At 54.2% G+C, this 26,564-nt stretch carries 28 protein-coding genes and 1 CRISPR repeat array; of the genes, 14 read left to right on the top strand and 14 right to left on the bottom strand.

What is annotated here, in order from left to right; all coding sequences use genetic code 11:
• Positions 1-29: 29 nt before the first annotated feature.
• Genes ACLQMU_RS00770 through ACLQMU_RS00780 form a run of 3 tightly spaced genes read right to left on the bottom strand, consistent with a single transcriptional unit; the run spans position 30 to position 3,059 of the window.
• On the bottom strand, positions 30-1,235 hold the full coding sequence (locus ACLQMU_RS00770) for an ABC transporter permease (protein WP_424039416.1): 1,206 nt from the start codon (positions 1,233-1,235) through the stop codon (positions 30-32).
• Positions 1,232-1,903: an ABC transporter ATP-binding protein gene (locus ACLQMU_RS00775; RefSeq protein WP_422148420.1), complete on the bottom strand. Its 672-nt coding sequence runs from the start codon at positions 1,901-1,903 to the stop codon at positions 1,232-1,234. Before ACLQMU_RS00775 ends, ACLQMU_RS00770 begins: the two co-directional genes overlap by 4 nt.
• A 13-nt stretch (positions 1,904-1,916) precedes the next feature.
• On the bottom strand, positions 1,917-3,059 hold the full coding sequence (locus ACLQMU_RS00780; RefSeq protein ID WP_443673489.1) for a hypothetical protein: 1,143 nt from the start codon (positions 3,057-3,059) through the stop codon (positions 1,917-1,919).
• 319 nt (positions 3,060-3,378) lie between these two features.
• Here ACLQMU_RS00780 and ACLQMU_RS00785 point away from each other — a divergent pair, with 319 nt between their 5' ends.
• The 3 genes from ACLQMU_RS00785 (at position 3,379) to ACLQMU_RS00795 (ending at position 6,986) form a co-directional block, all read left to right on the top strand.
• The gene (locus ACLQMU_RS00785; RefSeq protein WP_422149969.1) at positions 3,379-4,248 is read left to right on the top strand and encodes a TrmB family transcriptional regulator; all 870 of its coding nucleotides are present in this window, start codon (positions 3,379-3,381) and stop codon (positions 4,246-4,248) included.
• A 265-nt stretch (positions 4,249-4,513) separates the two neighbouring features.
• On the top strand, positions 4,514-5,872 hold the full coding sequence (locus ACLQMU_RS00790) for a TrpB-like pyridoxal phosphate-dependent enzyme (protein WP_422149970.1): 1,359 nt from the start codon (positions 4,514-4,516) through the stop codon (positions 5,870-5,872).
• 16 nt (positions 5,873-5,888) lie between these two features.
• Positions 5,889-6,986, top strand: coding sequence for an ATP-NAD kinase family protein (locus ACLQMU_RS00795; RefSeq protein WP_443673490.1), 1,098 nt, complete (start codon positions 5,889-5,891; stop codon positions 6,984-6,986).
• A 60-nt stretch (positions 6,987-7,046) separates the two neighbouring features.
• Here ACLQMU_RS00795 and ACLQMU_RS00800 read toward each other — a convergent pair whose 3' ends face one another.
• Together ACLQMU_RS00800 and acs are read right to left on the bottom strand one after the other, a co-directional pair.
• Positions 7,047-7,640 carry an acetate uptake transporter gene (locus tag ACLQMU_RS00800; protein WP_422149972.1) on the bottom strand — a complete coding sequence of 198 codons (594 nt, stop codon included), beginning with the start codon at positions 7,638-7,640 and terminating at the stop codon, positions 7,047-7,049.
• Positions 7,641-7,713: 73 nt separating this feature from the next.
• Positions 7,714-9,612 (bottom strand): acetate--CoA ligase, encoded by a 1,899-nt coding sequence (gene acs / locus ACLQMU_RS00805; protein WP_422149973.1) that lies wholly within the window; start codon positions 9,610-9,612, stop codon positions 7,714-7,716.
• Positions 9,613-9,829: 217 nt separating this feature from the next.
• Here acs and ACLQMU_RS00810 point away from each other — a divergent pair, with 217 nt between their 5' ends.
• From ACLQMU_RS00810 to ACLQMU_RS00840, 7 genes are all read left to right on the top strand, one after another.
• Positions 9,830-10,741: an ADP-ribosylglycohydrolase family protein gene (locus ACLQMU_RS00810; RefSeq protein ID WP_422149974.1), complete on the top strand. Its 912-nt coding sequence runs from the start codon at positions 9,830-9,832 to the stop codon at positions 10,739-10,741.
• A gap of 115 nt (positions 10,742-10,856) precedes the next feature.
• Entirely contained in the window at positions 10,857-11,843 is a 987-nt protein-coding gene (argC, locus tag ACLQMU_RS00815; protein ID WP_422149975.1) for an N-acetyl-gamma-glutamyl-phosphate reductase, read from the top strand.
• Between the two features lie 12 nt (positions 11,844-11,855).
• Positions 11,856-12,332, top strand: a complete 477-nt coding sequence (locus tag ACLQMU_RS00820) for a CBS domain-containing protein (protein WP_422149976.1) — start codon at positions 11,856-11,858, stop codon at positions 12,330-12,332.
• Between the two features lie 45 nt (positions 12,333-12,377).
• The gene (gene argJ, locus ACLQMU_RS00825) at positions 12,378-13,535 is read left to right on the top strand and encodes a bifunctional glutamate N-acetyltransferase/amino-acid acetyltransferase ArgJ (protein ID WP_422149977.1); all 1,158 of its coding nucleotides are present in this window, start codon (positions 12,378-12,380) and stop codon (positions 13,533-13,535) included.
• A complete protein-coding gene (gene argB, locus ACLQMU_RS00830; RefSeq protein ID WP_422149988.1) occupies positions 13,535-14,407 on the top strand; it encodes an acetylglutamate kinase in 873 nt (290 codons plus the stop codon). The genes argJ and argB overlap by 1 nt, the downstream gene beginning before the upstream one ends.
• A gap of 77 nt (positions 14,408-14,484) precedes the next feature.
• Entirely contained in the window at positions 14,485-14,886 is a 402-nt protein-coding gene (locus tag ACLQMU_RS00835) for a thioredoxin domain-containing protein (protein WP_422149978.1), read from the top strand.
• Between the two features lie 218 nt (positions 14,887-15,104).
• Complete coding sequence (locus ACLQMU_RS00840) at positions 15,105-15,971, top strand: cytochrome c biogenesis CcdA family protein (RefSeq protein WP_422149979.1); 867 nt, start codon at positions 15,105-15,107, stop codon at positions 15,969-15,971.
• 60 nt (positions 15,972-16,031) lie between these two features.
• Here the strand turns inward: ACLQMU_RS00840 and ACLQMU_RS00845 are convergent, their stop codons facing one another.
• Positions 16,032-16,331: a chorismate mutase gene (locus ACLQMU_RS00845; protein WP_422149980.1), complete on the bottom strand. Its 300-nt coding sequence runs from the start codon at positions 16,329-16,331 to the stop codon at positions 16,032-16,034.
• Between the two features lie 106 nt (positions 16,332-16,437).
• Between ACLQMU_RS00845 and ACLQMU_RS00850 the strand changes: the two genes are divergently transcribed.
• Positions 16,438-17,100 carry a peptidase M50 gene (locus ACLQMU_RS00850; RefSeq protein WP_422149981.1) on the top strand — a complete coding sequence of 221 codons (663 nt, stop codon included), beginning with the start codon at positions 16,438-16,440 and terminating at the stop codon, positions 17,098-17,100.
• Positions 17,101-17,174: 74 nt separating this feature from the next.
• Here the strand turns inward: ACLQMU_RS00850 and ACLQMU_RS00855 are convergent, their stop codons facing one another.
• From ACLQMU_RS00855 to ACLQMU_RS00880, 6 genes are all read right to left on the bottom strand, one after another.
• Positions 17,175-17,780 (bottom strand): flavodoxin family protein, encoded by a 606-nt coding sequence (locus tag ACLQMU_RS00855; RefSeq protein WP_422149982.1) that lies wholly within the window; start codon positions 17,778-17,780, stop codon positions 17,175-17,177.
• The gene (locus ACLQMU_RS00860) at positions 17,777-18,403 is read right to left on the bottom strand and encodes a flavodoxin family protein (protein ID WP_422149983.1); all 627 of its coding nucleotides are present in this window, start codon (positions 18,401-18,403) and stop codon (positions 17,777-17,779) included. The genes ACLQMU_RS00855 and ACLQMU_RS00860 overlap by 4 nt, the downstream gene beginning before the upstream one ends.
• 260 nt (positions 18,404-18,663) lie before the next feature.
• Positions 18,664-19,308, bottom strand: a complete 645-nt coding sequence (locus ACLQMU_RS00865; protein ID WP_422149984.1) for a peroxiredoxin — start codon at positions 19,306-19,308, stop codon at positions 18,664-18,666.
• Positions 19,309-19,322: 14 nt separating this feature from the next.
• Positions 19,323-19,700, bottom strand: a complete 378-nt coding sequence (locus ACLQMU_RS00870) for a carboxymuconolactone decarboxylase family protein (RefSeq protein ID WP_443673491.1) — start codon at positions 19,698-19,700, stop codon at positions 19,323-19,325.
• Between the two features lie 2 nt (positions 19,701-19,702).
• Positions 19,703-19,831, bottom strand: coding sequence for a desulfoferrodoxin FeS4 iron-binding domain-containing protein (locus ACLQMU_RS00875; protein ID WP_422149986.1), 129 nt, complete (start codon positions 19,829-19,831; stop codon positions 19,703-19,705).
• Between the two features lie 116 nt (positions 19,832-19,947).
• On the bottom strand, positions 19,948-20,184 hold the full coding sequence (locus ACLQMU_RS00880) for a zinc ribbon-containing protein (protein ID WP_422149987.1): 237 nt from the start codon (positions 20,182-20,184) through the stop codon (positions 19,948-19,950).
• A 133-nt stretch (positions 20,185-20,317) separates the two neighbouring features.
• Here ACLQMU_RS00880 and ACLQMU_RS00885 point away from each other — a divergent pair, with 133 nt between their 5' ends.
• Positions 20,318-20,935 (top strand): flavodoxin family protein, encoded by a 618-nt coding sequence (locus ACLQMU_RS00885; RefSeq protein WP_424039663.1) that lies wholly within the window; start codon positions 20,318-20,320, stop codon positions 20,933-20,935.
• A 126-nt stretch (positions 20,936-21,061) separates the two neighbouring features.
• Here the strand turns inward: ACLQMU_RS00885 and radC are convergent, their stop codons facing one another.
• Positions 21,062-21,724: a RadC family protein gene (radC, locus tag ACLQMU_RS00890; RefSeq protein WP_422149683.1), complete on the bottom strand. Its 663-nt coding sequence runs from the start codon at positions 21,722-21,724 to the stop codon at positions 21,062-21,064.
• 188 nt (positions 21,725-21,912) lie between these two features.
• On the opposite strand from radC, the gene ACLQMU_RS00895 reads away from it, so the two are divergent.
• Entirely contained in the window at positions 21,913-22,416 is a 504-nt protein-coding gene (locus ACLQMU_RS00895) for a rubrerythrin family protein (RefSeq protein WP_424039665.1), read from the top strand.
• 80 nt (positions 22,417-22,496) lie between these two features.
• Here ACLQMU_RS00895 and ACLQMU_RS00900 read toward each other — a convergent pair whose 3' ends face one another.
• A complete protein-coding gene (locus ACLQMU_RS00900; RefSeq protein ID WP_443673492.1) occupies positions 22,497-23,792 on the bottom strand; it encodes a LamG domain-containing protein in 1,296 nt (431 codons plus the stop codon).
• A gap of 126 nt (positions 23,793-23,918) precedes the next feature.
• Between ACLQMU_RS00900 and ACLQMU_RS00905 the strand changes: the two genes are divergently transcribed.
• Positions 23,919-25,070: an FAD-dependent oxidoreductase gene (locus ACLQMU_RS00905; protein ID WP_422149686.1), complete on the top strand. Its 1,152-nt coding sequence runs from the start codon at positions 23,919-23,921 to the stop codon at positions 25,068-25,070.
• Between the two features lie 118 nt (positions 25,071-25,188).
• Positions 25,189-26,338: a CRISPR direct-repeat array (repeat unit 32 nt; unit sequence ATTTCAATCCACGTACCCGCACGGGGTACGAC).
• Positions 26,339-26,564 lie beyond the last annotated feature (226 nt).

Below are 26,564 nucleotides of genomic sequence, written 5' to 3' on the forward strand. Positions count from 1 at the left end.
ATAGACGTATGCCCCGGTAAAAAAGAAGATTATTCGTGCCTCAGGGCATCAATCGGGTTGAGGTTTGCCGCCTGCCACGCCGGATACATTCCGCAGAGAATAGAGATGATGATCCCAAAACTCACTCCTTCGACCACTGACATCATGCTCGACACAGTGAAGAGGTACTCTGTGGTCTTGAGCATCAGGGCGCTGATGGCGTACCCGCCAAGGATACTGAGGATCCCCCCGATCAGGCTTCCGATCACTCCGATGATGGCGGCCTCGTAGATGAACATGCTCATCACCTCCTTTTTCTGGGTGCCGATGCTGCGCATGATCCCGATCTCCTTGATCCGCTCGTTGACCGACATCATCATGATATTGAAGATGGATACCCCGGCAACAAGCATCGAGATACCTCCGATTGCCGTGACAAAAGTCGTGATCGTGCCAAACGTCTGGTAGATGGTAGCAAGCGTTGCCTTGCTGTCAATCACGGATACGGTCTTTTCTTTGATGTTCCGGTTGAGCTGCTTTTCGATGGTGGTCTTCACATCTGCCGTATCGCCGCTGGTGACCTTCACGACTACTTCATTGTATTCGTCAGCCGTGTTGTAGGTGTTCTCAAACCAGTCTTTTGTCACGACAATGGCACTGTCGGTACTGATATCAAAGCTCATCCCCCGCTCCTTGATAATGCCCGTGACCCTGAGCGTGCCGTACTGCCCACCGGTCCCGATGGAAATCCGCGAACCGACCTTGACGTTATGATCCGTTGCAAATGTCGATCCCACGAGGCAGCCGGAGTTCCCGTTGTTGTAATCTCCGGCTTCGAGGTCGGGGAGCAGGTCTTTGGTCTGGTCCGGCGGAATTCCGTAAATGATTGCCACAATGTCGTCGCTTCCGACACCCACTTTCATGTGCTCAGATGTCGAATGAACAGGAATCGCCACGTTCGGGGCGACCACGCGTTTGATCTGTTGGTAATTCTGGTCGGTGAGCATCAGGTTCGCCGAGCTCCCTCCACCACCGCCGCCAAAACCACCGCCTCCACCCCCGCTGTAGGGGGTGACAATCACGCTGTCTCCCACGGAAGAAAGACTCGCGGAAACCACCTGCACCATGCTGTTCCCGAGGATGCCCATGGACGCGATGGCGACGACACCGATAATGATCCCGAGCATCGCAAGGCTTGAGCGCAGCATGTGGATTCGGATGTTTCGTTTGGAGATCTCCCAGAATATGGTGCTCATTCTTCAATTCTCCCGTCCACGATCCGGATCGTCCGGTTCGTGTAACTGGCAACGTGGGGGTCATGAGTCACCACGATAATGGTCGAGCCTTTCCTGTTCAGTTCCGTCATGAGCTCCATGATACTCGCACCGGTCTTTGAATCGAGATTACCCGTTGGTTCATCGCACAGCAGGATATCCGGATCGTTAATAAGCGCCCGTGCAACAGCAACCCTCTGCTGCTGGCCTCCCGAGAGTTCAAGCGGCGTGTGGGTGTAGAGATGTTCTTCAAGCTGGACGGCATGGAGTACTTCGACGGCTTTTTTCGAGTCAACGCTTGCCTGCGATTTGAGCATCTGGGGGAAACTGACGTTCTCGATAATGTTTAACAGCGGGAAGAGATTGAAGTACTGGAAGATGAACCCGATGCGATCCCGTCGCAGGTTCGTGAGTTCGATATCGCTCATATCGCGCACGCCGATCCCGCTCATAAAAATATCCCCGGTGGTCGGCGTATCAAGGCATCCCATCAGGTTCAGCAGCGTTGACTTGCCGGAACCCGAGGGCCCCATGATCGAGATGAACTCCCCCCGTTCCACTTCAAATGAGATGTGGTTAAGTGCGGTTACATCTCCGGCCTTGAGCGGGTAGATCTTAACCACATCAGAAAACTGGATGACCGGCTGCATAACGCCCCATCCCTTACTGGTTCTTCCGCTTCTTCATGTGGAGATACCCACCTATGCCAAGCACAATGATAATGACAACGACCAGTGCCGGGAGCATGCTTGGCTGTGAGTCCGTCTTTGTTGTAGCCTTGGTCAGATCAATATTCTGGATGGAGGTGATCACATTGCCGTCATTGTCTTTGTAGGATTGCTGGAGGGGAACGCTCGTCGTGCCATCCGGGGCGGTAAAGGTGATCTCGAAACTGCCGAAGTCGTCAGGTTTGAGTGTACCGATCACGTAATTCCTTTCCGGGTCCTGCGGCACGGCGGGAGAGAGCGATGTGACCGTTACACCATTTGCGTTCGAAAGACCGGCGTTGGTTACATCTCCGGTGACATCGTAAGTCCCGTTGTTGAGGGCGATAACAATATTGCTCATCACCGGGTCAGCCTGCAGCTTGTCAGTCGTAAACACGATTGGCAGGGTCGCGTTGATGGTATGGGAATTATCCCCGTTATCGTAATTGACATTCAGGAAGAGGGTTGTCGGATCATCAGCTGTAGAGGTGAAATTAACCATAGTACTGGTTCCGGCAGCCAGATACCCGATGTAGGTCTTTGAAGGCGTAAGGGTGACGTCATTCCCGGTGGCTTCTAAGATGACATTTTTTACGTCGTTGTCGCGGGGGTTGGAGATCTGTACACAGATAGTCTCCTTTACCCCTTGGGCGAATGCATCCGGCTGGTCAGCAATGGTCATGACAAGGGGCGTATTGTCCACCTTGACCGGAGTCCGGTAATACAGGCCGTTGCCGGCGCTGAAGCTTAAGGAAAAGGATGGATAATAGGTACCCACAGACTTGTCGGTTCCGACGGAGAATACGAACGCCTGGGTCTGGAGAGGCCCGATATTGACATTGGTGTCGTACGAGCCGCTGGTGAGAAGGATATCATTATCACCAAAGGTTGCATGGTTGACCATGACGCTTTGGTTTGCATTCCCGTTGGTGACATAAAACGTTGCCGTCGCGGTATCCCCGGTAAAGAGGACTGCCGGATCTATCGTATAGTTTGATACGTATACGTTGTTTGCAGCCTGAATAAGATAGGTCGTGGTGTCAGCACTTGCCGGAAGAACCAGAAATCCCACGGCGGTGAGTAGGAACAGGAGCACCACGTACGCGGTACGCGGGATCCCGGGAGAAGATCTTTTCCTTGCTCCTGGCTTAGCCGGTCTGCGGTCTGCTGTAAAATCCGGCGTATCCGGAAATGCTGGAGAGTACGTCATTCTGACCATTACGATTCCTCAATCTGGTAGTAAATTTTTTTACTACTTTTTTTACTAAGTATTTACCCGGGGCCTAAAAAGGTATTTGGTAAAGTAAACTGTGCGCCTGCAGTGCCATCTGCACATAGTTCACGTGCAGAAATGGGGTTTTGGTGTAATGCCGACAAAGTAGTAAAATTTTTAACAACTCAATGAGCACTATTGCACTATGGAAAACATTCCGGCTCCTCTTGTAAAATCGCTCAACGAGCTCGGACTTTCAACCTATGAGGCGAATGTGTACGCTGCCCTGGTCGTGTATGACAACGCAGACGCAAAAGATCTCACAGAGTTTCTTTCCATTTCAAAGCCAAGTGTGTACGAGGCGCTGGATCATCTGGCGGAAATGGGACTGGCCGTAAAAAGAGTCTCAAAACCGGCACGGTATAGCGCGGTTTCACCACAGATGGCCATTAACCTGCTTATGGGCAACCATAAAAAGGCAGCCGATCTGGCACTGGCGGCACTGGAAAAACTGGAAAAGGAGAAGGTTAAAACCGAGAAAGAGGAGGCCCTCTGGACAATATACGGTGATAAGAGCATCGAGTATAAGATCTGTGACCTTTTCGGAAAGGCAAAAAGTCATATCTGGTGCATGATTGGAGAGCGATACCTTCCGTTCATTGAAAATATACAGATAAAGGATATTTCCCTATTGCTTATCGTGATATCCGACGCACCGGGCCTTGAGAAAAAACTGCGGGAACAGTTCCCGGGAAAGAACGCGGATATCCATATTATCCCCTCGGAAAAATTTGCAGTTCCTCCTCCCTTTGCTCCCCCTGAATTCGAGGAGATCCATAAACTGATGAGAGTTGAAAATACACTCGAACTCATCGTTGATGACGAGGAACTCCTCATGATACCACCGTTTTTCTCCGGCACAGTCTCAGTCCTTAATACCCGGAACAAGGGGGCTGTTCTCCAGATGAAACTCTTCAGCCAGTTCAACTGGAAGCGAATCATCGATGGCGAGGAATTCCCCTTCCCCCCTGCATCTCCGCAGAAAAAAGCGGACGTAAAATCTGCCAAGGAGTAATGCAGTGGAGCACCGGGCACGGCAGACCCCAGAGGCGAGAGCCTATATCCTGTCTGTCACATTGTATGATAGATAAATGCGTATGCATGCATTGATTCTCCGAATTTACGCGGATGTTGGTACGGGATACATCCTTGGAGTGGCTCCTGCCTGTTTTGGGCCTTGCCACTTCTCCTCAAACCACCTTAAAAACGTATACTAGTAAACATCAGCAAACAAATTTGTTCCACAATGTATATATTTGTACAAAACAGAATAACCGGGCATGCAGACCAAGATCCTCCTTGATGAGGAGCAGATACCAAAAAAATGGTACAATGTACAGGCAGACCTGCCCTCTCCTCTTGATCCTCCGCTTCATCCTGCCACCCACAAGCCGGTCGGCCCGGATGATTTAAAAGCAATCTTCCCGATGGACCTGATCCGGCAGGAAGTGACGACCGACCGCTACGTGGACATCCCGGAAGAGGTGAGGGACGTGCTGCGGCTCTGGAGGCCGAGCCCCCTCTACCGGGCATACCGGCTGGAGAAGTTCCTGAAGACCCCGGCAAAGATCTACTACAAATGGGAGGGCGTAAGCCCCGCCGGGAGCCACAAGACCAATACGTCCATCCCGCAGGCGTACTATAACATGAAGGCCGGGATGGAACGGATAGCAACCGAGACCGGGGCCGGTCAATGGGGTTCTGCCCTCGCCTTTGCCACGATGCTCTACGATCTGGAGTGCACCATCTACATGGTGCGGTCCAGTTACACCCAGAAACCGTACCGGAAATCGATGATGCATGTCTGGGGTGCGGAGTGCATCCCCAGCCCCAGCACAAAGACGAATTCCGGCCGGGCAGTCCTGGAAAAGGATCCTGAGACACCGGGTGCTCTCGGTATTGCCATCTCTGAAGCAGTCGAGGATGCAGCCACCCACGCCAATACCAACTACGCGCTGGGATCGGTACTGAACCACGTTTGTCTCCACCAGACGGTGATCGGGCTTGAATGCCGCGAGCAGCTCGCCATGGTCGACGACTACCCGGACGTGGTGATCGGATGCGTGGGCGGCGGTTCCAACTTCGCCGGCATCTCGTTCCCGTTTGCCGGGGACAAGCTGACGGGAAAGCACAAGGAAACCGATATCATCGGTGCCGAGCCGGCTTCGTGCCCGACGCTCACAAAGGGGTTGTACACGTATGATTTCGGCGATGTGGCCGGTCTTACCCCCCTCCTCAAGATGTTTACTCTCGGTCACGATTTCGTCCCGCCATCAATGCACGCGGGCGGACTCCGGTACCACGGAGACTCGCCGATCGTATCGCGTCTGGTCCACGACGGTGTGATGCGTGCAGTGGCCTATCACCAGAGCGAAGTATTCGAGGCGGCCCAGACCTTTGCCCGTACCGAGGGGCTTATTGTCGCCCCGGAAACATCCCATGCCGTGAAGTCCGCCATCGATGAAGCGCTCGTATGCAAACAGACCGGTGAGGATAAGACAATCCTCTTCAACTGCTCCGGCCACGGCAACTTCGATATGACGGCCTACGATGCGTTCTACAGTGGTGAGCTGGTGGATTATGAGTATCCGGACGAGCTGATCCGGCAGGCAATCGGACGGATCCCGAAAATTTCCTGAAAAATTTATCCTTTTTATGCGCCGCATCGGTTTTCTTATCAATCCTGTCGCCGGTATGGGCGGATCCGTGGGTCTCAAGGGAACTGACGGGAACGCGGACGAAGCCCGCCGCCGCGGCGCTCTGCCCGGGGCGCAGGACCGGGCCGCCACCACTCTCCGTCACCTTTCGGCCAGTCCTGATCTGTGTTTTGTTATCTGTTCCGGAGAGATGGGGGAATCTGTTCTTCATAAATGCGGGATAACAAGCTACCGGGTTGCTTACTCGTTTCAGGGGAACAGCACTGCAGAAGATACAAAAAGGGCGGTGTCCGCCTTTTTGCAGGAAGGCGTCGAACTGATCCTGTTCTGTGGCGGCGACGGCACGGCCCGTGATGTCTTTGATGTCACACAGCGAACTGTCCCGATCCTCGGGATCCCTGCCGGTGTAAAGATGTACTCGGCGGTATTCGCGCTCGACCCGGTGACTGCTGCAGCACTTGTTTCCGGACCTTTTGGGATTCGGGACGCCGAGGTGATGGACGTGGATGAGGAAGCGTACCGGAAGGGGGTGCTCTCCACACACCTGTTCGGTATCGCCCGCATACCGGCCCGTGCCCATATGACGCAGGTTGCCAAACAGGTTTTCGAGGAAGCAGATGAGGAGCGTGCAAAAGAGGAGATTGCCCGTTTCATTGAGGAAGTGATGCTCCCGGGAGTGCTGTATATCGTAGGGGCCGGCACAACAACGGACGCAATCGCACAACGGCTGGGGGTTAAAAAAACCCTGCTCGGCGTGGATGTGATCAGGGACGGGAGCCTCATTGCTTCTGACGTTGACGAAAAGACCCTGCTCGACCTTGTCGGTAGGTATCCTGAAACAAGGATTATCCTCAGCCCCATTGGTGCCCAAGGGTTTATTCTCGGCCGGGGGAACCAGCAGATCAGCGCGGCAGTGGTCAGGAAAGCGGGATTCCATAACCTGATCGTGGTCGCTACACCGCATAAGCTGCGGGAGACACCCTTACTGTATGTGGATTCCGGCGATCCGGTGCTCGACCGGGAATTGGGGGAATCAATTCAGGTGATCTCCGGTTACCGAATCGCCCAGCGCAGGAAAATCGTCCGTTCGCCGTAACGCACACATGAGATCTCCGTTTCTCAAGGAAATAGAATTAAAAAGGGAAGATCGACTGGTCTACCCGAGGGGTGCAACCGTTTTTTTGTACATCTCGTTGAGCACCTGAGCAAGTCCTGCATAGACCGCGAGGAACCCGCAGAGGATCCCTTCATATCCTGCAACCACGGTGATGCTCCCGTTTCCGGTGAGCTCCCCTATTGCGAGCAGGAAGAACAGGATCGCAAGCGTTGCAAAGACCAGCTGGAGGGCGCGGTTCGTTTTGAGTGCCCCGATGAACATGATGAGGGTGAAGATCCCCCACATTGCAAGGTAGGCAGCCATTGAGCTCGCATCCGGCGCATCTGCAAGCCCCATTTTCGGGAGCACCAGCAGGGCGACAAGCGTCAGCCAGAATGCCCCGTAGGAGGTGAACGCGGTCGCCCCGAATGTGTTGCTCTTCTTCCACTCCTCGATACCGGCAATGATCTGTGCAAGGCCCCCGTAGAATATTCCCATGGCAAGGACCATGGAACCGAGTGCAAAGAACCCTGCATTATGCAGGTTCAGGAGCACGGTGGTCATGCCGAACCCGAGCAGCCCGAGTGGTGCGGGGTTTGCAGATATATCCAGATTTTTCACGCTTGTTACCTGTTGTATCGTTTCATTCTGCATGGTCAAATCTCCGTGTTGTAGTCTTTTCGTATCAATCAGTAATTCAATCGTCGGCACCAGTATTCATTTCCCTTCATTCTTCCAGTGTCGAGACATCTCCGGGATCCATCCCGAGTTCTTTTGCCTTCAGGACCCGGCGCATGATCTTCCCGCTGCGGGTCTTGGGCAGCTTGTCGACGTACTCGATCTCATGGGGAACCGCGATGGGCCCAAGCGTCATGCGTACATGGTAAATCAGGTCCTGGGTCAGTTTCTCGCTCGGCTTGTTCCCGAGCCGTAGTATGACGAAAGCCTTGATCACATTTCCCTTGATGGCGTCGGGTTTTCCGATCACGGCAGCTTCTGCTACCGCATGGTGGGAGACGAGCGCGCTCTCCACCTCCGCTGTCCCGATATTGTGCCCGGAGACGATGATGATGTCGTCAGCCCGGCCGATCACCATGATATACCCGTCTTCCCCTTTGACAGCGAGGTCACCTGCCGCATACACCCCTTTGATGGTTTCCCAGTATTGTCGGTACCGCTCATCATTTTTGTATACCGTGCGCAGCATGGACGGCCACGGCCTCTTGATTACGAGGAATCCTCCTGTTCCCGGGGGGACTGGTTTTCCATTCCTGTCGGTGACATCTACCTCCACTCCCGGGATCGCTTTTCCCACAAACCCGGGCCGCATCGGCTCGCCGATCATTGTGGTGATCATTTGCATGCCGGTCTCTGTTTGCCACCAGGTATCGACGACAGGACACCTGTTCTTTCCTATCACCCGGAAATACCATTCGAATGCCTCGGGATTGAGTGGTTCTCCGACAGATCCGATAATGCGCAGGGAGCCGAGATCGTACCTGTCAGGCCACTCTTCCCCCACCTTCATGAAGGTCCGGATTGCAGTCGGTGCCGTGTAGAACACCGAGATCCGCTGCTCCTGGATGAGCTTCCACCAGCTACCGGGGTCCGGGTAATCCGGGGTGATCTCAGAGATAAACACTGTAGCGCCAACCGCAAGCGGGCCGTACACAATATAGGAGTGGCCGGTGATCCAGCCGGGATCTGCCGTGCACCAGTAGATGTCCCTTTCCTTGAGATCGAAGACGATCTTTGTGGTGTAATACGTTCCGACCATGTAGCCCCCGCAGGTGTGGACGACGCCTTTGGGAGTGCCGGTTGAACCGCTCGTGTAGAGGATGAAGAGCGGGTCTTCCGCATCCATCGTTTCACAGGGGCATTCAGCCGACACATTCTCCATAATCCCGTAAAAATCATGTTCACGCCCCGGGCGGATCTCAACCGGCGGCTCCTTGCGCCTCCGGTAGATGACGACATGTTCTACGGAAGGCGCGTTGACTATTGCGTCCTTGACAATGGTGATCAGGGGAATAGCCTTGCCGCGCCGGATTGAGATATCTGAGGTAATCACCACTTTTGCCTCTGCGTCCTTGATGCGCATATTCAGTGCGGTCGTTCCGAACCCGGCAAAGACAACGCTGTGGACGGCGCCGATTCTGGCACAGGCGAGCATGGCAATCAGCTGCTCTGGTACCATGGGCATGTAGATACAGACACGGTCACCCTTCTTTACGCCCAGATTCTTGAGGCCGTTTGCAAACCTTGAAACTTCGCCCAGCAACCGCTGGTAGGAGTATACCCGCTCTTTGCCTTCCTCCCCCCTCCAGATGAGGGCCACCTTGTTGCGGCGGTCTCCGGCCACATGGCGATCGAGACAATTGGCGGTAATGTTGAGCTGTGCGTTAACAAACCACCGGGCATAGGGATATTTCCACTCGCAGACCCGGTCCCAAGGATGGATCCATTCGAGTTCCTGTGCGATAGTTTCCCAGAAGGCATCCGGATCAGCAAGGAACCGCCCGTAGGCGTTCTGGTAGTCTCCTATCCACGATGAACGCTTGTACGCCGCATCCGGCGTGTAGTACTTTGCGTTCTCCACGAGCTTGACATCAAAGTTTTCGCTCATCTCCCCTCTCCAAATTCTACATAATTAATCATGTTAAATCTCTATATAAATTTTGGCGATCCGGAATCGGCACGACAATGAATTTATTTCAAGGTATAAAAAATCCCCTACGGCCGCCAGGATTTAAGGGAGGTTACCCTATGGTGTGCCGTAGCTCTCATGAAAAAAAGAAAAATATAAGAATCATTATCTATCGGATTCTTTCAATACTGTATCAATGCTGGAACGAATAAAGGGGTGCATGCTCGGGGCGGCGGTGGGTGATGCGCTCGGCATGCCCAACGAGAGTACGATGCCCGCCCTCGCGAAGATGCGGTACGGGTTCCGCAGGGCGTACAAGGGGCATCCCAACGATAGCCTGACCCCAGGCCAGTATACTGATGATACCCAGATGATGATCCTTGTGGCAACACTCCTCGCAGACGGCCGGTATACCGATGAACGGTACGGCCTTGCCTTAAAAGAGCTCTATGCCCGCGAGATCCTCCGGTTTCCGGACGGGTCGGTCTCTGCAGCCTGCGATCATATGGTTGCCGGGCGGGCACTTTCCTGTGGCGTGAAGTCAACAACCGCCGGCTGCCTCCCTGCTGCGCTCCCGTTCGCTCTTGCCTATCCCGATATCCATGAGGCCATCGAGCGTGCCGTGCGGGCCTGCTCGGTCACTCATACCCACCCGGCTGCCCACGCAGCGGTCTCCACGTTTGTTACGCTGGTGTATTATGCCATCCACGAAAATTCCGATCCTATCCGGATGGCGTTAATCCAGGCCCAGAACGAGGACGAGGTGCTGGGTGGCAAGATCCATAACGCGATCGATCTGGAAAAAGAGGGCATTGAGACAGAAACCGCCATCCTTAAGATCGGCAACGACGTTTCCCTGTACCAGACGCTGCCCATCGCTTTTTTCCTGATCAGCAGGTACCAGCGCCCGGCCGATCTCCTGACCGTCGCCGCCCATGTCGGAGGGAATACCGATACGATAGGTTTCCTCTGCGGGGCGTACCTGGGGGCAAGCAAGGGTGTCGGTGCAGTTCCGGTCGATCTTATTGAGGGTCTCGAGGACCGGCAGCGTATTGAGATCCTTGGCCAGCGAATCTTCGATATCTACACCCGTAAACTTGAACCCTGATGATGCAGATTAAAATTCGGTTAAACCCGTTTTTTAGAATATTTTTGAGTATAGCCGGAATCCCTGCGTGAACCTCCGCAAAAGGTTAAGTTTTCAGGAATAAAACGATTCATACATGAAAGTTGCGATTGTCGGTGCGTCCGGGTACGCCGGCGGCGAGCTGGTCCGCCTCCTGTACCACCATTCTTCTGCAGAGGTTACCTGTGTCACGTCACGCAGCCTTGCAGGAACACCGCTCTCTGAGGTACATCCCCACCTCAGGGGATTTTCCGAGCTCAGGTTCGAGAACCCGGCGCCCGATGCCATTGATGCGGATGTCGCATTCCTTGCGGTTCCGCACACGGCTGCCATGACGATCGCAGGAAAACTCCTCTCGCGGGGAATTAAGGTGGTCGATCTCAGCGCCGACTACCGGTTACCAAAGGAGGTCTTCGAGAAAGTATATGGTGTTTCTCACACGGATTATTTCCCTGCCCCCTACGGCATTCCCGAGCTGCACCGTAAGGACTGCATCAGCGCGAAGTTTGTGGCAAACCCCGGATGCTTCCCTACCGGCGCAACGCTCGCCGCGGCCCCGCTCGCACGCCGTGCGCATACTGTTATCTTTGATTCAAAGACCGGGGTGAGCGGAGCCGGCGACAACCCCTCGGCGACAACCCATTATCCCAATGTCGGCGACAACGTCAACCCGTACAAGTGGACCAGCCACCGCCACCTTGCTGAGATGAAGCGGGAGCTGGCCAAGCTTGGCTCCCCGGCATCGTGCTACTTCACCCCTCACCTCGTCCCGGTCAACCGGGGGATCCTCACCACTGCACACATCCTCTTAAACGAGCCCATGGAGACAAAAGAGGTCGAAAAAATGTACCGGGATTTCTACAAGGGTGAGTTCTTCATCCGCTACCAGAAACCGATGCTGTCAGCGGTCCGGGGCAGTAACTTCTGCGACATCATGGTCGAGAGCGAAGGGCTTCGGGTTGTCGTGGTGTCGGCGATCGATAACCTCGTCAAGGGTGCAAGTGGACAGGCCATCCAGAACATGAACATCATGTGCGGTTTCAAGGAGACCGATGGTCTTGTTGCAGCCGGGATGCTGCCATAAAGGTGATACACAATGTTTGTTTCAGAAGCAATGACAAAAAACCCCCTGACCTGCACTGTTGATACCCCGCTCCGCGACGCAGTTGCGATCCTGCGTCAGCACCACATCGGGGGACTGCCGGTGCTTGACGGCGACGCCCTCGCCGGGATCATCACGGAATCCGATGTTATCGCACAGCTTGAGACCCAGAAATTATCCGAAGATCTCTGGCTCCCGTCACCCCTTGAGATTATTGAGATCCCTATCCGGGAATATATCAACTGGGAGAAGACGAAGGACGCCCTGCGCAATATCGGAGATCTGCCGGTAAAAAAGGTGATGACCCACCGGGTGGTTACTGCCACAGGGAATATGGATATCGAAGCCGCTGCCGCACTTATGCTTAAAGAGGGCATCGCGCGGCTGCCGGTGCTCGAAGGAAAAAAACTGGTCGGGATTCTCACCCGTGCCGATATCGTACAGGCGGTCGGCGCTTCCTATTCAGGCTGATTCATCCAAAGTTCAATCACGATTACCATCGGAGGGAACAGGCATATGGTCATAAAGAGTATCTGTGCGGTAAAAGGTGTCACCGCGTACGGGGTAAAGGAAGGAAAGTTCGGGCTGGCCCTGATCCGTGCAAGCGGAACCGCGGCGGGCGTGTTCACTGAGAACCTCGTGAAGGCGGCGCCGATCGAACTGATGCGCAAGCAGATAAAAGCGGGAAAACTTGAAGCGGTCATCGCCAACAGCGGTTGTGCGAATGCCTATACCGGCAGGAGGGGATACGAAGATGCCGTCACCATGACGGAGTACGCCGGGTCTGCCCTTGGTGTGGATAGCGTGGCAGTCGGTGTGGCAAGCACCGGTGTCATCGGCCGGTATCTCGATCTTTCCCTGATCCGGCGCCAGTGTGCCGACGCGGCACTCAACCTCATCTCGACTCCGGATGCAGAGGATCGCGCAGCGCACGCAATCATGACAACCGATAAACGCCCAAAACACGCGCTCATCAAAAACGAAGGTTTTACGATCGGGGCGATTGCCAAGGGAAGCGGCATGATCGCCCCCAACATGGGTACAATGCTCTCGTTTATCTATACCGATGCACAGATCGAAGCAAAACCCCTGAAAGAAGCGCTCAAAATGGCCGCCAAACGGACGTTCAACCGGGTCGTGGTCGACGGTGACACAAGCACCAACGACATCGCGCTCTGCATCGCGACCGGCGAGTCCGGGAAAGTTAACGCAGGGGAGTTCTCTTCCGCGCTCGAAGCGTGCTGCCGTTCTCTTGCACAGCAGATCGCGGCTGACGGGGAAGGCGCGAGTAAGCTGCTTGAAGTCACGGTCCGCGGCGCCCCAAAGGAAGCAGCGGCCGCAAAGGTCGCCCGGGTCGTTATCGAGTCTCCCCTCGTGAAGACGGCGGTGTACGGGGAAGACCCCAACTGGGGGCGTGTCGTTGCGGCAGCCGGTCGCGCCGGCGTGAAGTTTGACCCGAACGCGGTTTCGCTCTGGATCAGTGACGGAAACAACCAGTACCCGCTGGTAAAATCCGGCGAGATCATCGCCGATCTGACTAAAGCCAAGGCAGCGATGCATGGGAACCGGGTCGTCTTCGTGATTGACCTTGCGGCCGGAAAAGAAGAGGCTACGGCGTGGGGTTGTGACCTTACTGAGAAATACGTCGAGATCAACGGGAGGTACACCACATGATGAAACGTGAGGACGTCCTCATGGAGGCACTCCCTTATATCCAGCAGTTCCATGGCAAAACTATAGTTATCAAACTTGGCGGCCACGCAATGGTCGACCCTGTTGTTCTTGAAAATGCCATACGGGATGCGGTGCTCCTCCACTATGTCGGGATCCGCGTCGTGCTGGTCCACGGCGGGGGGCCGGAGATCACCGAGAAAATGAAGGCGCTCGGGAAGGAATCGGTCTTTGTCGGGGGCCTCCGGGTTACCGACCAGGAAACGCTGGAGATCGCCCAGATGGTGCTCGTCGGAAAGATCAACAAGGGGATTATCTCCCTGATTGCAAAGTGCGGCGCAAAGGGTGTCGGGCTCTCGGGAAGCGACGGCAATATCATCATCGCCAAGAAGATGGATCTCCAGAAGGTCCGGGTGGAGGGAATCGAACAGGAAGTAGATCTCGGCCATGTCGGCGAGATCGAATGGATCGATCCCGCGCTCCTCAACACCCTGCTCGAACGCGACTATATCCCGGTCATCTCGCCCATTGCCATTGACCGGTTCGGGGGCAGCCTCAATATCAACGCAGACACCGCGGCGGGTGATATAGCCGTGGCGCTCAAGGCATTCAAGCTGATCAATATGACCGATGTCGATGGCGTGATGGACGCGAAAAGAACCCATGTATTCCGCAAACTCACCATAGATGAAGCCCGCGCCCTCCTCTCATCAGGTACAATCGGTGAAGGAATGATCCCGAAAGTGACCTCGGTCATAAAAGCAGTGGAAAACGGCGTCTGTTATTCCCACATCATCAATGGCAACGTGGAGCACAACCTCATCCTCGAACTCTTTACCCGTGATGGCATAGGGACGATGATCTCCCTCCAGTAGGTTTTTTTGCACGCCGCGGCAACATTCAAGTACAGAATAACCAAACGCTTCAGGGAACTGCGGACAGGAGTCACTGGATGGACAGGGTCATAAAATTTGTTGTTGCACTGTTTGTTGTCATCGCTGCAGCGAGCGTTGCCTATCTTATTTTCGCTGCTGCGCCGGCCCCTGCAGCCGCGTCATCGGGTGCAAACGACAGTATCGTCTACTATTTCTACGGCCAGGGTTGCCCGCACTGCGCGGCTGTCGAACCATTTATGGAAAATATGACAACAAAATATCCCGATGTCGATATCCGGATGCTCGAAGTCTGGTATAACCAGACCAACCAGCAGGTCTATACACAGGTAAATGCTCAGGCAGGCATTTCTCCCCCGGGAGTCCCGGAAGTTGTGATCGGAAAAACGGTAATTATCGGGCAACAGGACATACCTGATAAACTTGAGGGATATCTTCAGGCCATTGAAAAAAAAAAGTAGCACCTGAACTGACACCGGCGGGCAACTCTTCCATCGCTCCTCTTTTTTCAGCTGGTGCAAACCATACTGTTACCGGGTATTTTTTCTACGGCGAGGGGTGCAGCCATTGCGATGCTGTAAAACCGTTCATTGCAGAGATACAGTCCCGGTACCCGGATTTCGATCTTAAGCAACTCGAGGTCTACCACAATGCCACTAACCAGGCCCAGTTCCTTGCGATGGATCAGAATCTTGGCCTCACCTCGGCAGGAGTTCCCACCATCATCATCGGGAACCATACGCTTGTCGGTGAGGACCAGATAAGAGACCAGCTGGAGCAGGTGATTCTCGAAGAACAGGCCCTCCCGGCAGGCGAAGCAGACAGGAATGTGAATGTAACAGCAGCCAAAAATTGCCCCGGCACCTTTACTACCCTGACAGTTCCTCTGGTGATCTTCTGCGCTGGTATCGATAGCATAAATCCCTGCGCATTTTCGGTTCTGATCATCCTCCTGCTCTCGATCATCGCGCTCCAGAGCCGCCGTCAGGTAATGATGGTCGGAGTCACCTATATTCTGGCGGTCTTTTTGTTTTATTTCCTCTCCGGTATCGGAATCTTCTCATTTGTGCACTTATCCGGTGTTTCGAGCCTGATCGCAACGGTGGCTGCGGTTATCGCAATCGTACTCGGTCTGGTCAATATCATTGATGCTGCATGGAAGAAAGATGGATTTATTCTTGCCATCCCCGAGTCGAAAAAACCGGTTATCGAACGGTATATCAGCACGGCAACGCTTCCAGCGGCTTTTGTGCTGGGTGTCCTTGTCGGGATCTTTGAGCTGCCCTGCACCGGGGGGATCTACCTTGCGATCCTCAGCCTGATGAGCAGCACCATGACGCTCTCGGAGGGGATCCCCTACCTGCTCCTCTATAACCTCATCTTTATCCTGCCGCTGATCCTGATTCTTCTCGTGGTAGTGCTGGGCATCCCGCCGGAGCGCGTCCATACGTGGAGACTGGAAAACCGCAGGATGCTCCGGTTTGCGATAGGTCTGGCGATGATTCTCGTGGGAATACTCATCATTGTCGGGCCCGGGCTCCTGTAGGCACACGGCCCCGGTGTCCTTTTTTATAATAAAAAAGTATCAGGCAGGAAGTTTGACAAATTATCTGACGAGCTTCCGCGGCGGCACGGATTTTCCCATAGCGGCACGCTGCTCTTTCTCGTTCATCGAAATCAGTGTTTCAAAGATGGCTTTTACCGGGACGGGATCGATACGGTTTGCCTTTGCGAGTTTCATCACGTACTCCAGCACGTCAGTCTTCCGCTGGTTGTCATGGACCGGTATGCCCTCTTTCTGTTTGATTGCTGCAACTTTTCCGGCAAGGTTCTGCCGTTGTGCGATGAGGTGGATGATCTCCTCGTCGATGTGGGTGATCTCCGCCCGGACTTCCTCAATAGTCATAGGAAAGTACATCGCCGGAAAAAGGGATAAACGTGATCACGCTGCCGTTTGGCGTACCACACGAAAACAGATATGACAGAAACGCCCTATCTGATCCGGTGGTTTCATGCTCGAACGAATTACCCGGCGCGAGGAAGCTGACCTCTTTATCGCGTGGATTGCAATATCCATCTCATTTGCAATTATTTTCATCTCGCCCGGCGGCCTCCTGAATTTTGGTTCCTCCCGTGTCAGTGCCTTAACTGCACTCGAATATTTCGGGGTATCGCTGGTGGTGGTCCTTTTCGGTTTCATCCTCCATGAGATGGCGCATAAGTTTACCGCGATTAAATACGGGTTTTGGGCAGAGTTCCGCAAGGACAACATGATGCTGCTTGTCGCAGTTGCCCTTGCCACACTTGTGGGTATCGTTTTTGCTGCCCCCGGTGCGACGGTTATCTACAATACCCGGGCTGATGGCAGGATGATCAGCCGTGAGGAGAACGGGAAGATCTCGGCTGCCGGGCCGATTACGAACCTGATCCTCTGTATACCATTTGCCGGGTTGCTCCTTTATGGGGGTCTTTCCTCCGGTTCCGGCTCAAACCTCTTATTCCTTGTCGGAATAGTCGGGCTCCAGGTCAACGCGATGATCGCTGCGTTCAACATGCTGCCTGTCAGCGTGCTCGACGGCAGGAAGGTGCTCGCGTGGAACCCGGTGGTGTTTATTGCCCTGATTGTCGCCGCGTTTGGTATTCTTGTGGCATCGTTCTATCTTTTCACCGCATAATCATTTTTTAAAACCCGAAAAAAGCATGGCATGGGAGATGGACGCGGAATCCCGCGGGAGGCAATCCCGGGTTTTCACATATTTTTGATTGTTTCCAGCTCCTGAACGATCTGCCGGCCCTTCATATATGCCTCTTTGAGTGCAGTCGGGTGATTTTTTATTCCGTTATACCGGTCCATGTTGTTGGCGACAATATTGTCAGAATAGTCAAATCCCGTTCCATGGAAGAGGGCCGAAATTGCCGGGAAGGCACTGTCGAACACGTGTGCAAGGTTTTGCCCCGCAGTCGAGATGAAAACGCCCCGGTGTTTTTTAATGTGTTCCGGGGAGAAGTCCAACGTTTTGAGGATAAACTTCCGTGCCCAGAGGTACTGTGCCCGGTCGATGAACCCCTTGAGCTGGGCAGTGATCCCCATGCTGTAGATGGGGGAGGCAATTGCAACACAGTCGGCGGCAAGAATACGGTCGTACAGGGCCGGGGCCTCGTCTTTTACAATACATTCACCGGTCTTGTGGCAGGCGTTGCATCCCCGACAGGGTGTGTAATCGAGATCGACAAGCGCCACTTTTTCCACCGAGGCTCCCGCCGCTCTTGCACCATCCAGGAAACTGTCCAGCAGGGTTTCGGTATTACCATGCCGGTGCGGGCTTCCCGAAATACCAAGGACCGAGATAGTCATATCTGAATCCCTGCGCCCAGCCGTTTTTTTTCCTCAGCAATGACCGTTTTTCCCAGTTTTTCGGCATCAGAGCGGGCGGTGGGATGGTGCTCGATCGCCCCTTTCTCGTCTACGCCGTTTACCATCAGGTAACTGATGTCTGCGTCCTTTATGTCGATCACGTGGTAAAAGCACTTGACCGAGGGCACCGCAGCATCAAAGACGTACGGCCAGGTCTGTCCCGCTGTCGCAAGGAACACTCCCAGGCGTTTGCCCTTGCGTTCGGGAGGGACGATCGGCAGTTTGAGAACATATTTTCGGGACCGGAAAACCTGTGCACGGTCAACGAGAGCCTTGACCTGCGAACAGAGCCCCATGCAAAAGATGGGAGAAGAGAGGACGATGCAGTCCGCTTCGACAATCTTATCGTGCCAGATGTCCATCCCGTCCCGCTGGATGCACTTATTGAGTTTTTCGCACGCATTACATCCCCGGCAGGGATTGATATTGGCATCAGTGATCGGGACCTTCTCGATAGTAACGTCAGGATCTTCCGCCATAGATGCAAGCATCCAGTCGAGCAGGGTCTCCGAATTGCCAAACCGGCGCGGGCTCCCGGCAAATGCGAGGACTTTCACGGCCATAGATGATGCTTGGATATGGAGGCTGAAAAATCATTGGATGGGGCAGATCATTTTTCATGGAAGACGCAGGGGCCCCCACGAGGGGTTAACCCCTGGGATGGCACGACCCCCCGTCCAGTGCCGTTTTTTAAAAATCCCCTCCGGCTCTTACTGAGGCATTCCGGTCGTATCAGTGCCGGGTTGGTGATCCAAGCAGAGATACCTTTGAGGGGCATCCTTGCAGCAGCAAAAAAGCATACGGGTTGGTACTCCCGGCCCGTTCAGATACTCTTATAGCAGAGATACCAGTCTTTGCACTCGTAGCCCTCGCCAGCCCGTTTTTCCATCTCGGCAGTTGTCTTTGGCGCGGCTACAACCACCTTGTCGCCCGGCTGCCAGTTGGCAGGTGTCGACACCTTGTACTTGTCGGTCGTCTGGAGCGCTTTTACCAGCCGGATGATCTCGGGCATGAACCGCCCGTTCTGCAGCGGATAATAGATCATCGCCCGGAGGATTCCCTTGTCATCGATAAAGAAGACCGCCCTGACTGCGGCAGTCGAACTCTGGCCCGGCTGGATCATCCCGTATTTCTTTGCCACGCTCATCGTGAGATCCGCGATAATCGGGAACGGGACGTTAATCCCCATCTTCTCCTTTATTGCCCGGACCCAGGCCAGGTGGGCCGACACACTGTCGACAGAGAGCCCGACAAGCTGGACATTGAGTGCGACCAGATCGTCATAGATTGCGGAGAATGCCATGAACTCCGTTGTACAGACCGGGGTAAAATCGGCAGGATGCGAGAAGAGCACCACCCATTTCCCTTTAAAGTCCGAGAGCTTGATTGGGCCGTGCGTGGAATCTGCGGCAAAATCCGGTGCAGGTTCTCCAAGCACCGGAAAACTCGTACAGGTTTCTTCAGTCATACAAGCGCCGGCGCTTACTTCTTCATGACTTCGTCAAGCTGGGCCTTGCCGTACACGTACGCAGGCATGCCCGAGAGAAGGAACGTGACCCGGAGTGCCTCTTCTACCTCGGCTTTTGTGACACCAAGATTTGCAGCCCCCATCAGCTGGGCGCGGACCGCATGCTGGTCGCGGAGCGCCGCCGCAATCGCAATCGCGATCAGCTTCTTTGTCTTCCGTGTGAGCTCGCCATCGTCCCAGACATGGCCCTCCATCTTCATGACAAGGTTGTACATATCGGGATCGTTTACCGTCAGTTCCTTGAAGAACTTGGGCACTTTCCCGATCTTCTTTTCCAGACCTTTGAGTTCTTTTGCGGTTCCTTTCCTTACAACAGGTTTCTTTGTCACCATTTTCATTCACTCTCCAGTTTCATGGGTTCCCCGCAGCAGACCAGTTCTCCGCCGCCGGCTTCTTTTACGATCACAACATTCCCGCAGATCTCGCATTTGAAGATCTGTCCTTCCGCTGAGACATTTACCATACTGAAACTCATCCTCCGTTGAATGGATTAATCTACCCCTACCAGCCCCAGAAAATCTTCACACGGTCTCCGGGGGCATTCACAACTGGCAGTACCGTTGCCGGAAAAATAAGAAATTACTGGAAACTCTTACCGCGTCTGGGCGGGTTCTTGGCATCTTCGGGAGTCTTGATATCCGGCCGGATATGGGTCATCGGGAAACACTGGTACTCCTCGCAGGAGCAGGCCGGGCATTTACGGAGATCCTGCTCGCTCTTGTCGAGTGTAAGCTCCTTGCCACAGTCGATACACACGTATTTTCCTGGCCCGACTTTCTGGCCTGCTGTATACGTTTTTTGTTCGGTCAGATTCATCACCAGACTTCACTTTTACGTCAAAGATATATATCATTTGTGTTCGTACCCCTGTGTCCGATGCCAGGGAACGTTTCCCGTTGTCCTTTCCTCGTATGCAAAACTATATCGGTTTTTTTTCCCTAATGCTGGTATGGTAAAAAAGGTCATCGGCCTCCTGGGCAGCCCCCTCCTTCAGGGCAGCACTGCACAGTTGCTGGAACGTGCGATGCAGGGAGCCAGGGACGCCGGTTGTGCAGTGGAAACTATCACGGTGACCAGCCTGGATTTCCAGGGATGCCAGGAGAAGTTTTTCTGCCGGGATCACGAGACCTGCATCCTTGACGATGACATGCAGCAAATCTACCCGAAATTTGTGGATATGGACAGCCTGATCCTCGCCACACCGGTGATGACCATGGGGATTCCCGGGACGCTCAAATCGTTCATGGATCGGTTCCAGGTCTTTTTCATGGCCAAGTATTACCGGAACCAATCTTTGGTTTCTCCGGATCACAAGGAGGGGCGGAACGGCCTTTTCATCTGCATCTCCGGAATGGATGTCCCGGAAGTGTTTATTGGCGCAAAACTGACGGTACGGGCATTTTTTGATATCATTGACTGCCGTTATCTGGATGAGCTGCTGGTAAACGGAATGGACCGGATCAAGGATATCACTACCCGGCCGGATCTCCTCGATGCAGCGTATAAAAAGGGATATGCACTGGGAGCGTCGCTTGTTGCATCTGTGCAATCACCTGATATAACCTGAATTAACGCCGGCTCTCCCCATCTCCCTACAGGTAAAGGTGACCTGGTGGGCTCCAAAAAATGATCCCTCTACCGAATGTAATGCGACAGGGGGTTAATCCGAAATAATTGTCGTTTCCGGCCCACATCATACCAGTCCTTTCTCTTTCATGCTGGAAAAGCCGGTTTTTGTGATAATAATATGGTCGAGAAGCTGGATGCCAAGCAGTGCTCCTGCATCCTGGAGCTGCCGGGTGATTGCAATATCCTGGGTGCTTGCCTCGAGCGATCCCGACGGGTGGTTGTGCACGCAGATGACCGATGCGGCCCTGTCGGTGATTGCCCCGGCAAACACTTCACGGGGATGGACGAGACTGTGGTTGAGAATACCGATCGTGATCACCCGGGTGCTGATCACTTCGCCGGCCCCGGAAAGGCTGATGCAGATAAAATATTCCTGCGGTTTTTCCCGGTAGGTGTCTACGAGCGGCAGGATATCCTCCGGTTTCTGGATCTTAACGGAACCGGTCGGTTCGTACCGGCGACGCCCGAGTTCAAGGCAGGCTACGATCTGGGCGGCTTTTGTCGGTCCGATGCCCCCTATAGCCAGCACATCATCATACCGGGTCTCCCGGGTTCGGTCGCCGAGTTTCGCAGCGATGTCACGGGCGATCATCCGGACATCCCGGTTTTGTACACCTCTGCCGAGTATGGCTTCGATGAGTTCCGTGTCAGTAAGCGAGGTCACACCTTTTTTTGCGATCTTTTCCCGCGGGCGGTCATGCTCGGGGACATCTTTCATCTTTTTCATGATACGACCCGGGGCCGGGGCAAAAAAATGTGCACGCCGTCACCTTCTCACGTTTATGTATGCGTGGTTTTCCGTGAACGATAACTTCTTTCATATGTATCCGGGCAAATATCGCGATCCGGAGGATTTTATCCATGGTTATCCCCTGGTGAGAATCTTTAAGTAAAACTCTGACTATACCTTCCCGCATGACAACCCAACAAAATGCAATGGAAGCGTTTGCTGGTGAATCGCAGGCAAACCGCAAGTATCTCGCGTTTTCCGAAAAAGCTGCTGCTGATGGTTTCAGGAATATTGCAACTCTGTACAAGGCTGCATCAGAGGCCGAGGCAATACACGCGAAGAAGCTTATGAAAGTGCTTGGAACCATCAACTCGACCGAGAAGAACCTGAAAGGAAGTATCGAAGGCGAGACGCACGAATATACCTCCATGTATCCTGCTTTTGTCAGGGAGGCTGAAGCCGAGAGAAAAAGTGACGCGGTGCTTGCATTTACCTATGCCATGAAGGCAGAAGAGGTTCACGCAGGCCTGTACAAAAAGGCCCTCGCTGCCCTCAGGGACGGTCATGATCTCGGCCGGGAAAAGATCTTCCTCTGCCCGGTCTGCGGCAACATCGAGATCGGGAAGGTTCCCGACAAGTGCCCGATCTGCGGGGTATTCGCAAAACAGTTCACCGAGATTATCCCTTAACTTTTTTTATCGCTGTACCTGCAGCATCCGCTAAAATACTCCGGCTCCGTTACCCCGATACTATGGGGCGGAGACCGGTATCATGGTTTGTTGCGGCGCTTATGGGCCCATATGATAACCACTACAAGGGCGATCAGCGTCGCCCAGGATGCTGAATAAATCACAATGATGGGATATTCGAGGATTGCCTGCGGCAGTGACGATACCGGGCTTTCCGGCATGGCGCAGGTAAACGTGACGCTCACAGGTGCCGGGAACCGGGCCGGGCCACCGAAATAGTGTACGAGCACGGTTGCATTCCCCGATACAATAGTGCCTGAAGCCGGTGAATTGTACGGGACAGGGAAAGCGACCACCCGCGTGAGCCGGGTATCCTGGTCTTTGAGTTCCACGTACCATTCATCGGGATAAATTGCAGGATAGGCATCTGTAGCTCCTACCGACAGCTGCGAGCCGGAAGGAACATCTACATGCCAGGTTCCCTCTTCAGCCTGGTCCGAAAAAGTCAGCTTTCTTGTGACGGTTTCTCCGGCAGTCAATACAAGAGTACCTGATGTAAGAAAGGCGGGCGGGGGGCTGGTCGGAAGGGACAAGATACCTGTTCCCGGCACGGCGGTGCATTGGTACCGATCGTCCATGACATCTCCATAGGAGAGCGCCCGGTTGTAGATCCTGACCTCATCAATCCCCCCGGTAAGGTAATCGGGGGCACTCTGGTCGGGCAAATCCCCAGTCCCTGCATCAGCCCCGATCTGGATGGAGTTATCATCAGTATAGCGGATTTTGCCCGTCACATTCACCTCGCTGCGGAGAATGCCATCGAGATAAATCTTAGATAATTGGCCATCGTAAGTACCGGTCACCTGGTGCCACTGCCCAGGTGCGATATTTTCGTGCGGAACGACTACAGAAAAAGTTTCCCCCGGATTGTCAAGCGCGATTGTCCAGAACAGATCGTTTCCTTCATCGAATGCAAGCCTGTACCCTCCCCCGTCATCATATGTCGAGAGCAGCGTCTGGGGTGTCGTGTCGTTCACATAGAACCAGAGAGAGACTGTGATGGCACCGGAGGGATGGTTTGCGGGGGTATAGGGTATGGATACATAACTGGCATTGCCATCGAGCACCAGCGCTTTTCCGCATCCGTTATTATCAACCCGGAATGCGCTGCCATGAAGGGTCCCGGTGTTTCCGTGGCCGGATGCGTCAAAAGCCAGATTACTGCTTCCCTCGTTGAAATTGAGATAGACCACCGGACCGCTGGAGACAGAAGCGGTATCGGATGCTGCACACACGGCAGAGATACAGAGTACCAGCACCAGTACCGTCCCCCAGAAAATCCCCCGGCAGATTTTACCGCTTGTGTAGGTGTGCATGGTGTTCTCCTGCTCCTTGTATGAATGGTGTATTGGGCTTTGCGGGAAAAGAAATTTGCGTTTAATCCACCTCCCCCTAAGGCTGGCTGCATAATCTTTATATCCGTCGGAAACCTCTTCGCATTGATGAGCACGGTCACCGTTTATTCCACGAAAAACTGCCCGTACTGCCGGATGACAAAGGCATTTCTCGACAAGCAGGGAGTCACCTATAGTTCTATCGACGTTGGTACAGATGCCGTTGCGGCGCAGAAAATGATTGCGCTTTCGGGCCAGCGCGGGGTTCCGGTTATCACGGTTGATGACGAGATCATTGTCGGATTTGACTCCCAGCGGCTCAATGAATTGTTCGGGACCCATGTATCAGCCGAGACCTACGATGTTATTATCGTGGGTGCAGGCCCGGCAGGGTTGACCGCCGGGGTGTACTGTGCACGCAAACTCTTAAAAACCCTCATCGTGTCAGATACGATCGGAGGTCAGGCGCTGGAGTCATGGGCAATCGAAAACTACATGGGCTACCGGATGATTACCGGTGAAGACCTGATGAAGAAATTTGAGGAACAGATACGAACGCTCGATGTGCGGGTGGAACTTGACAGGGTGAACAAGATCACAGCCGACGAAAGTCTTTTCGCGGTGACGACCGTTTCCGGGACAACCCTGAAGACAAAGAGCCTGATCCTGACCCAGGGAAAGCAGCCCCGGAAGCTCGGCGTGCAGGACGAGGAGAAGTACCTGGGCCGTGGCCTTTCCATCTGCGCGACCTGCGATGGTCCGCTCTATAAGGGAAAAAAAGTGGCGGTGGTCGGTGGCGGCAACTCCGCGCTCCAGACGGCAATCGGGATGAGCGGGATCGCCGCGTCCGTGAGCCTGATTGTCCGCAGTACGATCAAGGCGGATCCGGTATACCTCAAAAAACTGGAGGGAATACCCAATATCACTGTCCATCTTCATACCTGCATCACAGCATTCGAGGGAGACCCGTTCCTCCAGCGAATCACGATAAAATCAGAGGGGCAGGGTGATCAAGGCATCGATATCGACGGTGTGTTCACCGAAATCGGCTGGACGCCGAACACGGAGATCCTTGACAGTCTGGTGGAGCTCAATGACCGCCGGGAGATCGTGGTGGATGTTGACGGCCGCACCAGCCGGCCCGGGGTCTTTGCAGCCGGGGATGTAACCTCGGTCAGGAGCAAGCAGATCATTATTGCGGCCGGTGACGGGGCAAAGGCCGCGCTTGAGGCATACGAGTACCTGATGAAACTGGGGTGATTTTTTTTTACCGCGGCCCGTGTTCGGGTCTGGCAGGGATATTAACGAAGGTACTCTTTCCGAAAACTTGACAGACCATCCTCATTTAGTCCGCTTCAAACACCGTACGGGATTGCAGATTTCAATCCACGTACCCGCACGGGGTACGACCCGGATATGTTGTACAGTGCCGGGGGGTGCCTGCATTTCAATCCACGTACCCGCACGGGGTACGACCGGCCTTGGTGACGCCTGCCTGTACCTTCGCTGCATTTCAATCCACGTACCCGCACGGGGTACGACGTCCCTGCCCGGATGGTGCGCGACTCTTGCAATATTTCAATCCACGTACCCGCACGGGGTACGACCTTCTGCGGCCCCAACGGTGGGGCTGGCGTTCAATTTCAATCCACGTACCCGCACGGGGTACGACGTACGCCAGCTTCTACAGCCAGTCTGTACTATCATTTCAATCCACGTACCCGCACGGGGTACGACGAGCTCGAGATGCAATGGCCTTCATATCTCGATATTTCAATCCACGTACCCGCACGGGGTACGACATCTGGCAACACCTGTGGTTCGGGCAATACATATAATTTCAATCCACGTACCCGCACGGGGTACGACTGATGGGCACGAACGAGATGCTTCAGTGTACCACATTTCAATCCACGTACCCGCACGGGGTACGACGAGGCTTGTCTAAAGGCCGTAACGTAGTCTACGAATTTCAATCCACGTACCCGCACGGGGTACGACTAGTCCTGCTGCGTACACTGGGTATGCCCGGCCATTTCAATCCACGTACCCGCACGGGGTACGACATGAAGAGCGTTCCAACAGTCGCGGCCATATCAATTTCAATCCACGTACCCGCACGGGGTACGACCCGGACACTTCGATTACCGCATCCCCGGTATCGATTTCAATCCACGTACCCGCACGGGGTACGACAGCTCCGGACAGGGTAAGCGAACGACCGGAGGTTATTTCAATCCACGTACCCGCACGGGGTACGACGCCGCCGCACTGCTCGTGAACCGCTACATCTCGATATTTCAATCCACGTACCCGCACGGGGTACGACATGAGATACACCCCCGGACACCGTCCGGGATGAAATTTCAATCCACGTACCCGCACGGGGTACGACACGCAATGCTTGGTTGGATCTGCTGGACCATGTGATTTCAATCCACGTACCCGCACGGGGTACGACCATCGTAGGCTCGTTGAAACCTGCCCTGGATGGTGATTTCAATCCACGTACCCGCACGGGGTACGACGCGCCGTAATCGTCGAACACCCATCGCCCCAGCACCCCGTCCTAATTTTAAGGCGGTGGTAATTGCAAAAGATCAACCGCAGTACATTCCATTGCCCGCAAATGTTTGTGGGCCGTACGTGGAGACCTTATGGCACCTAACCCTTTACCCTGCGGCGTGCCTTTCTCGAACTCCTCAAACTGCGATTGAGTCCAGAGATGGGTCTCCTGGGCGGGGCAAATTCGAG

Origin of the sequence: Methanoregula sp., from assembly GCF_052325125.1 — an archaeon.
GTDB lineage: Archaea > Halobacteriota > Methanomicrobia > Methanomicrobiales > Methanospirillaceae > Methanoregula.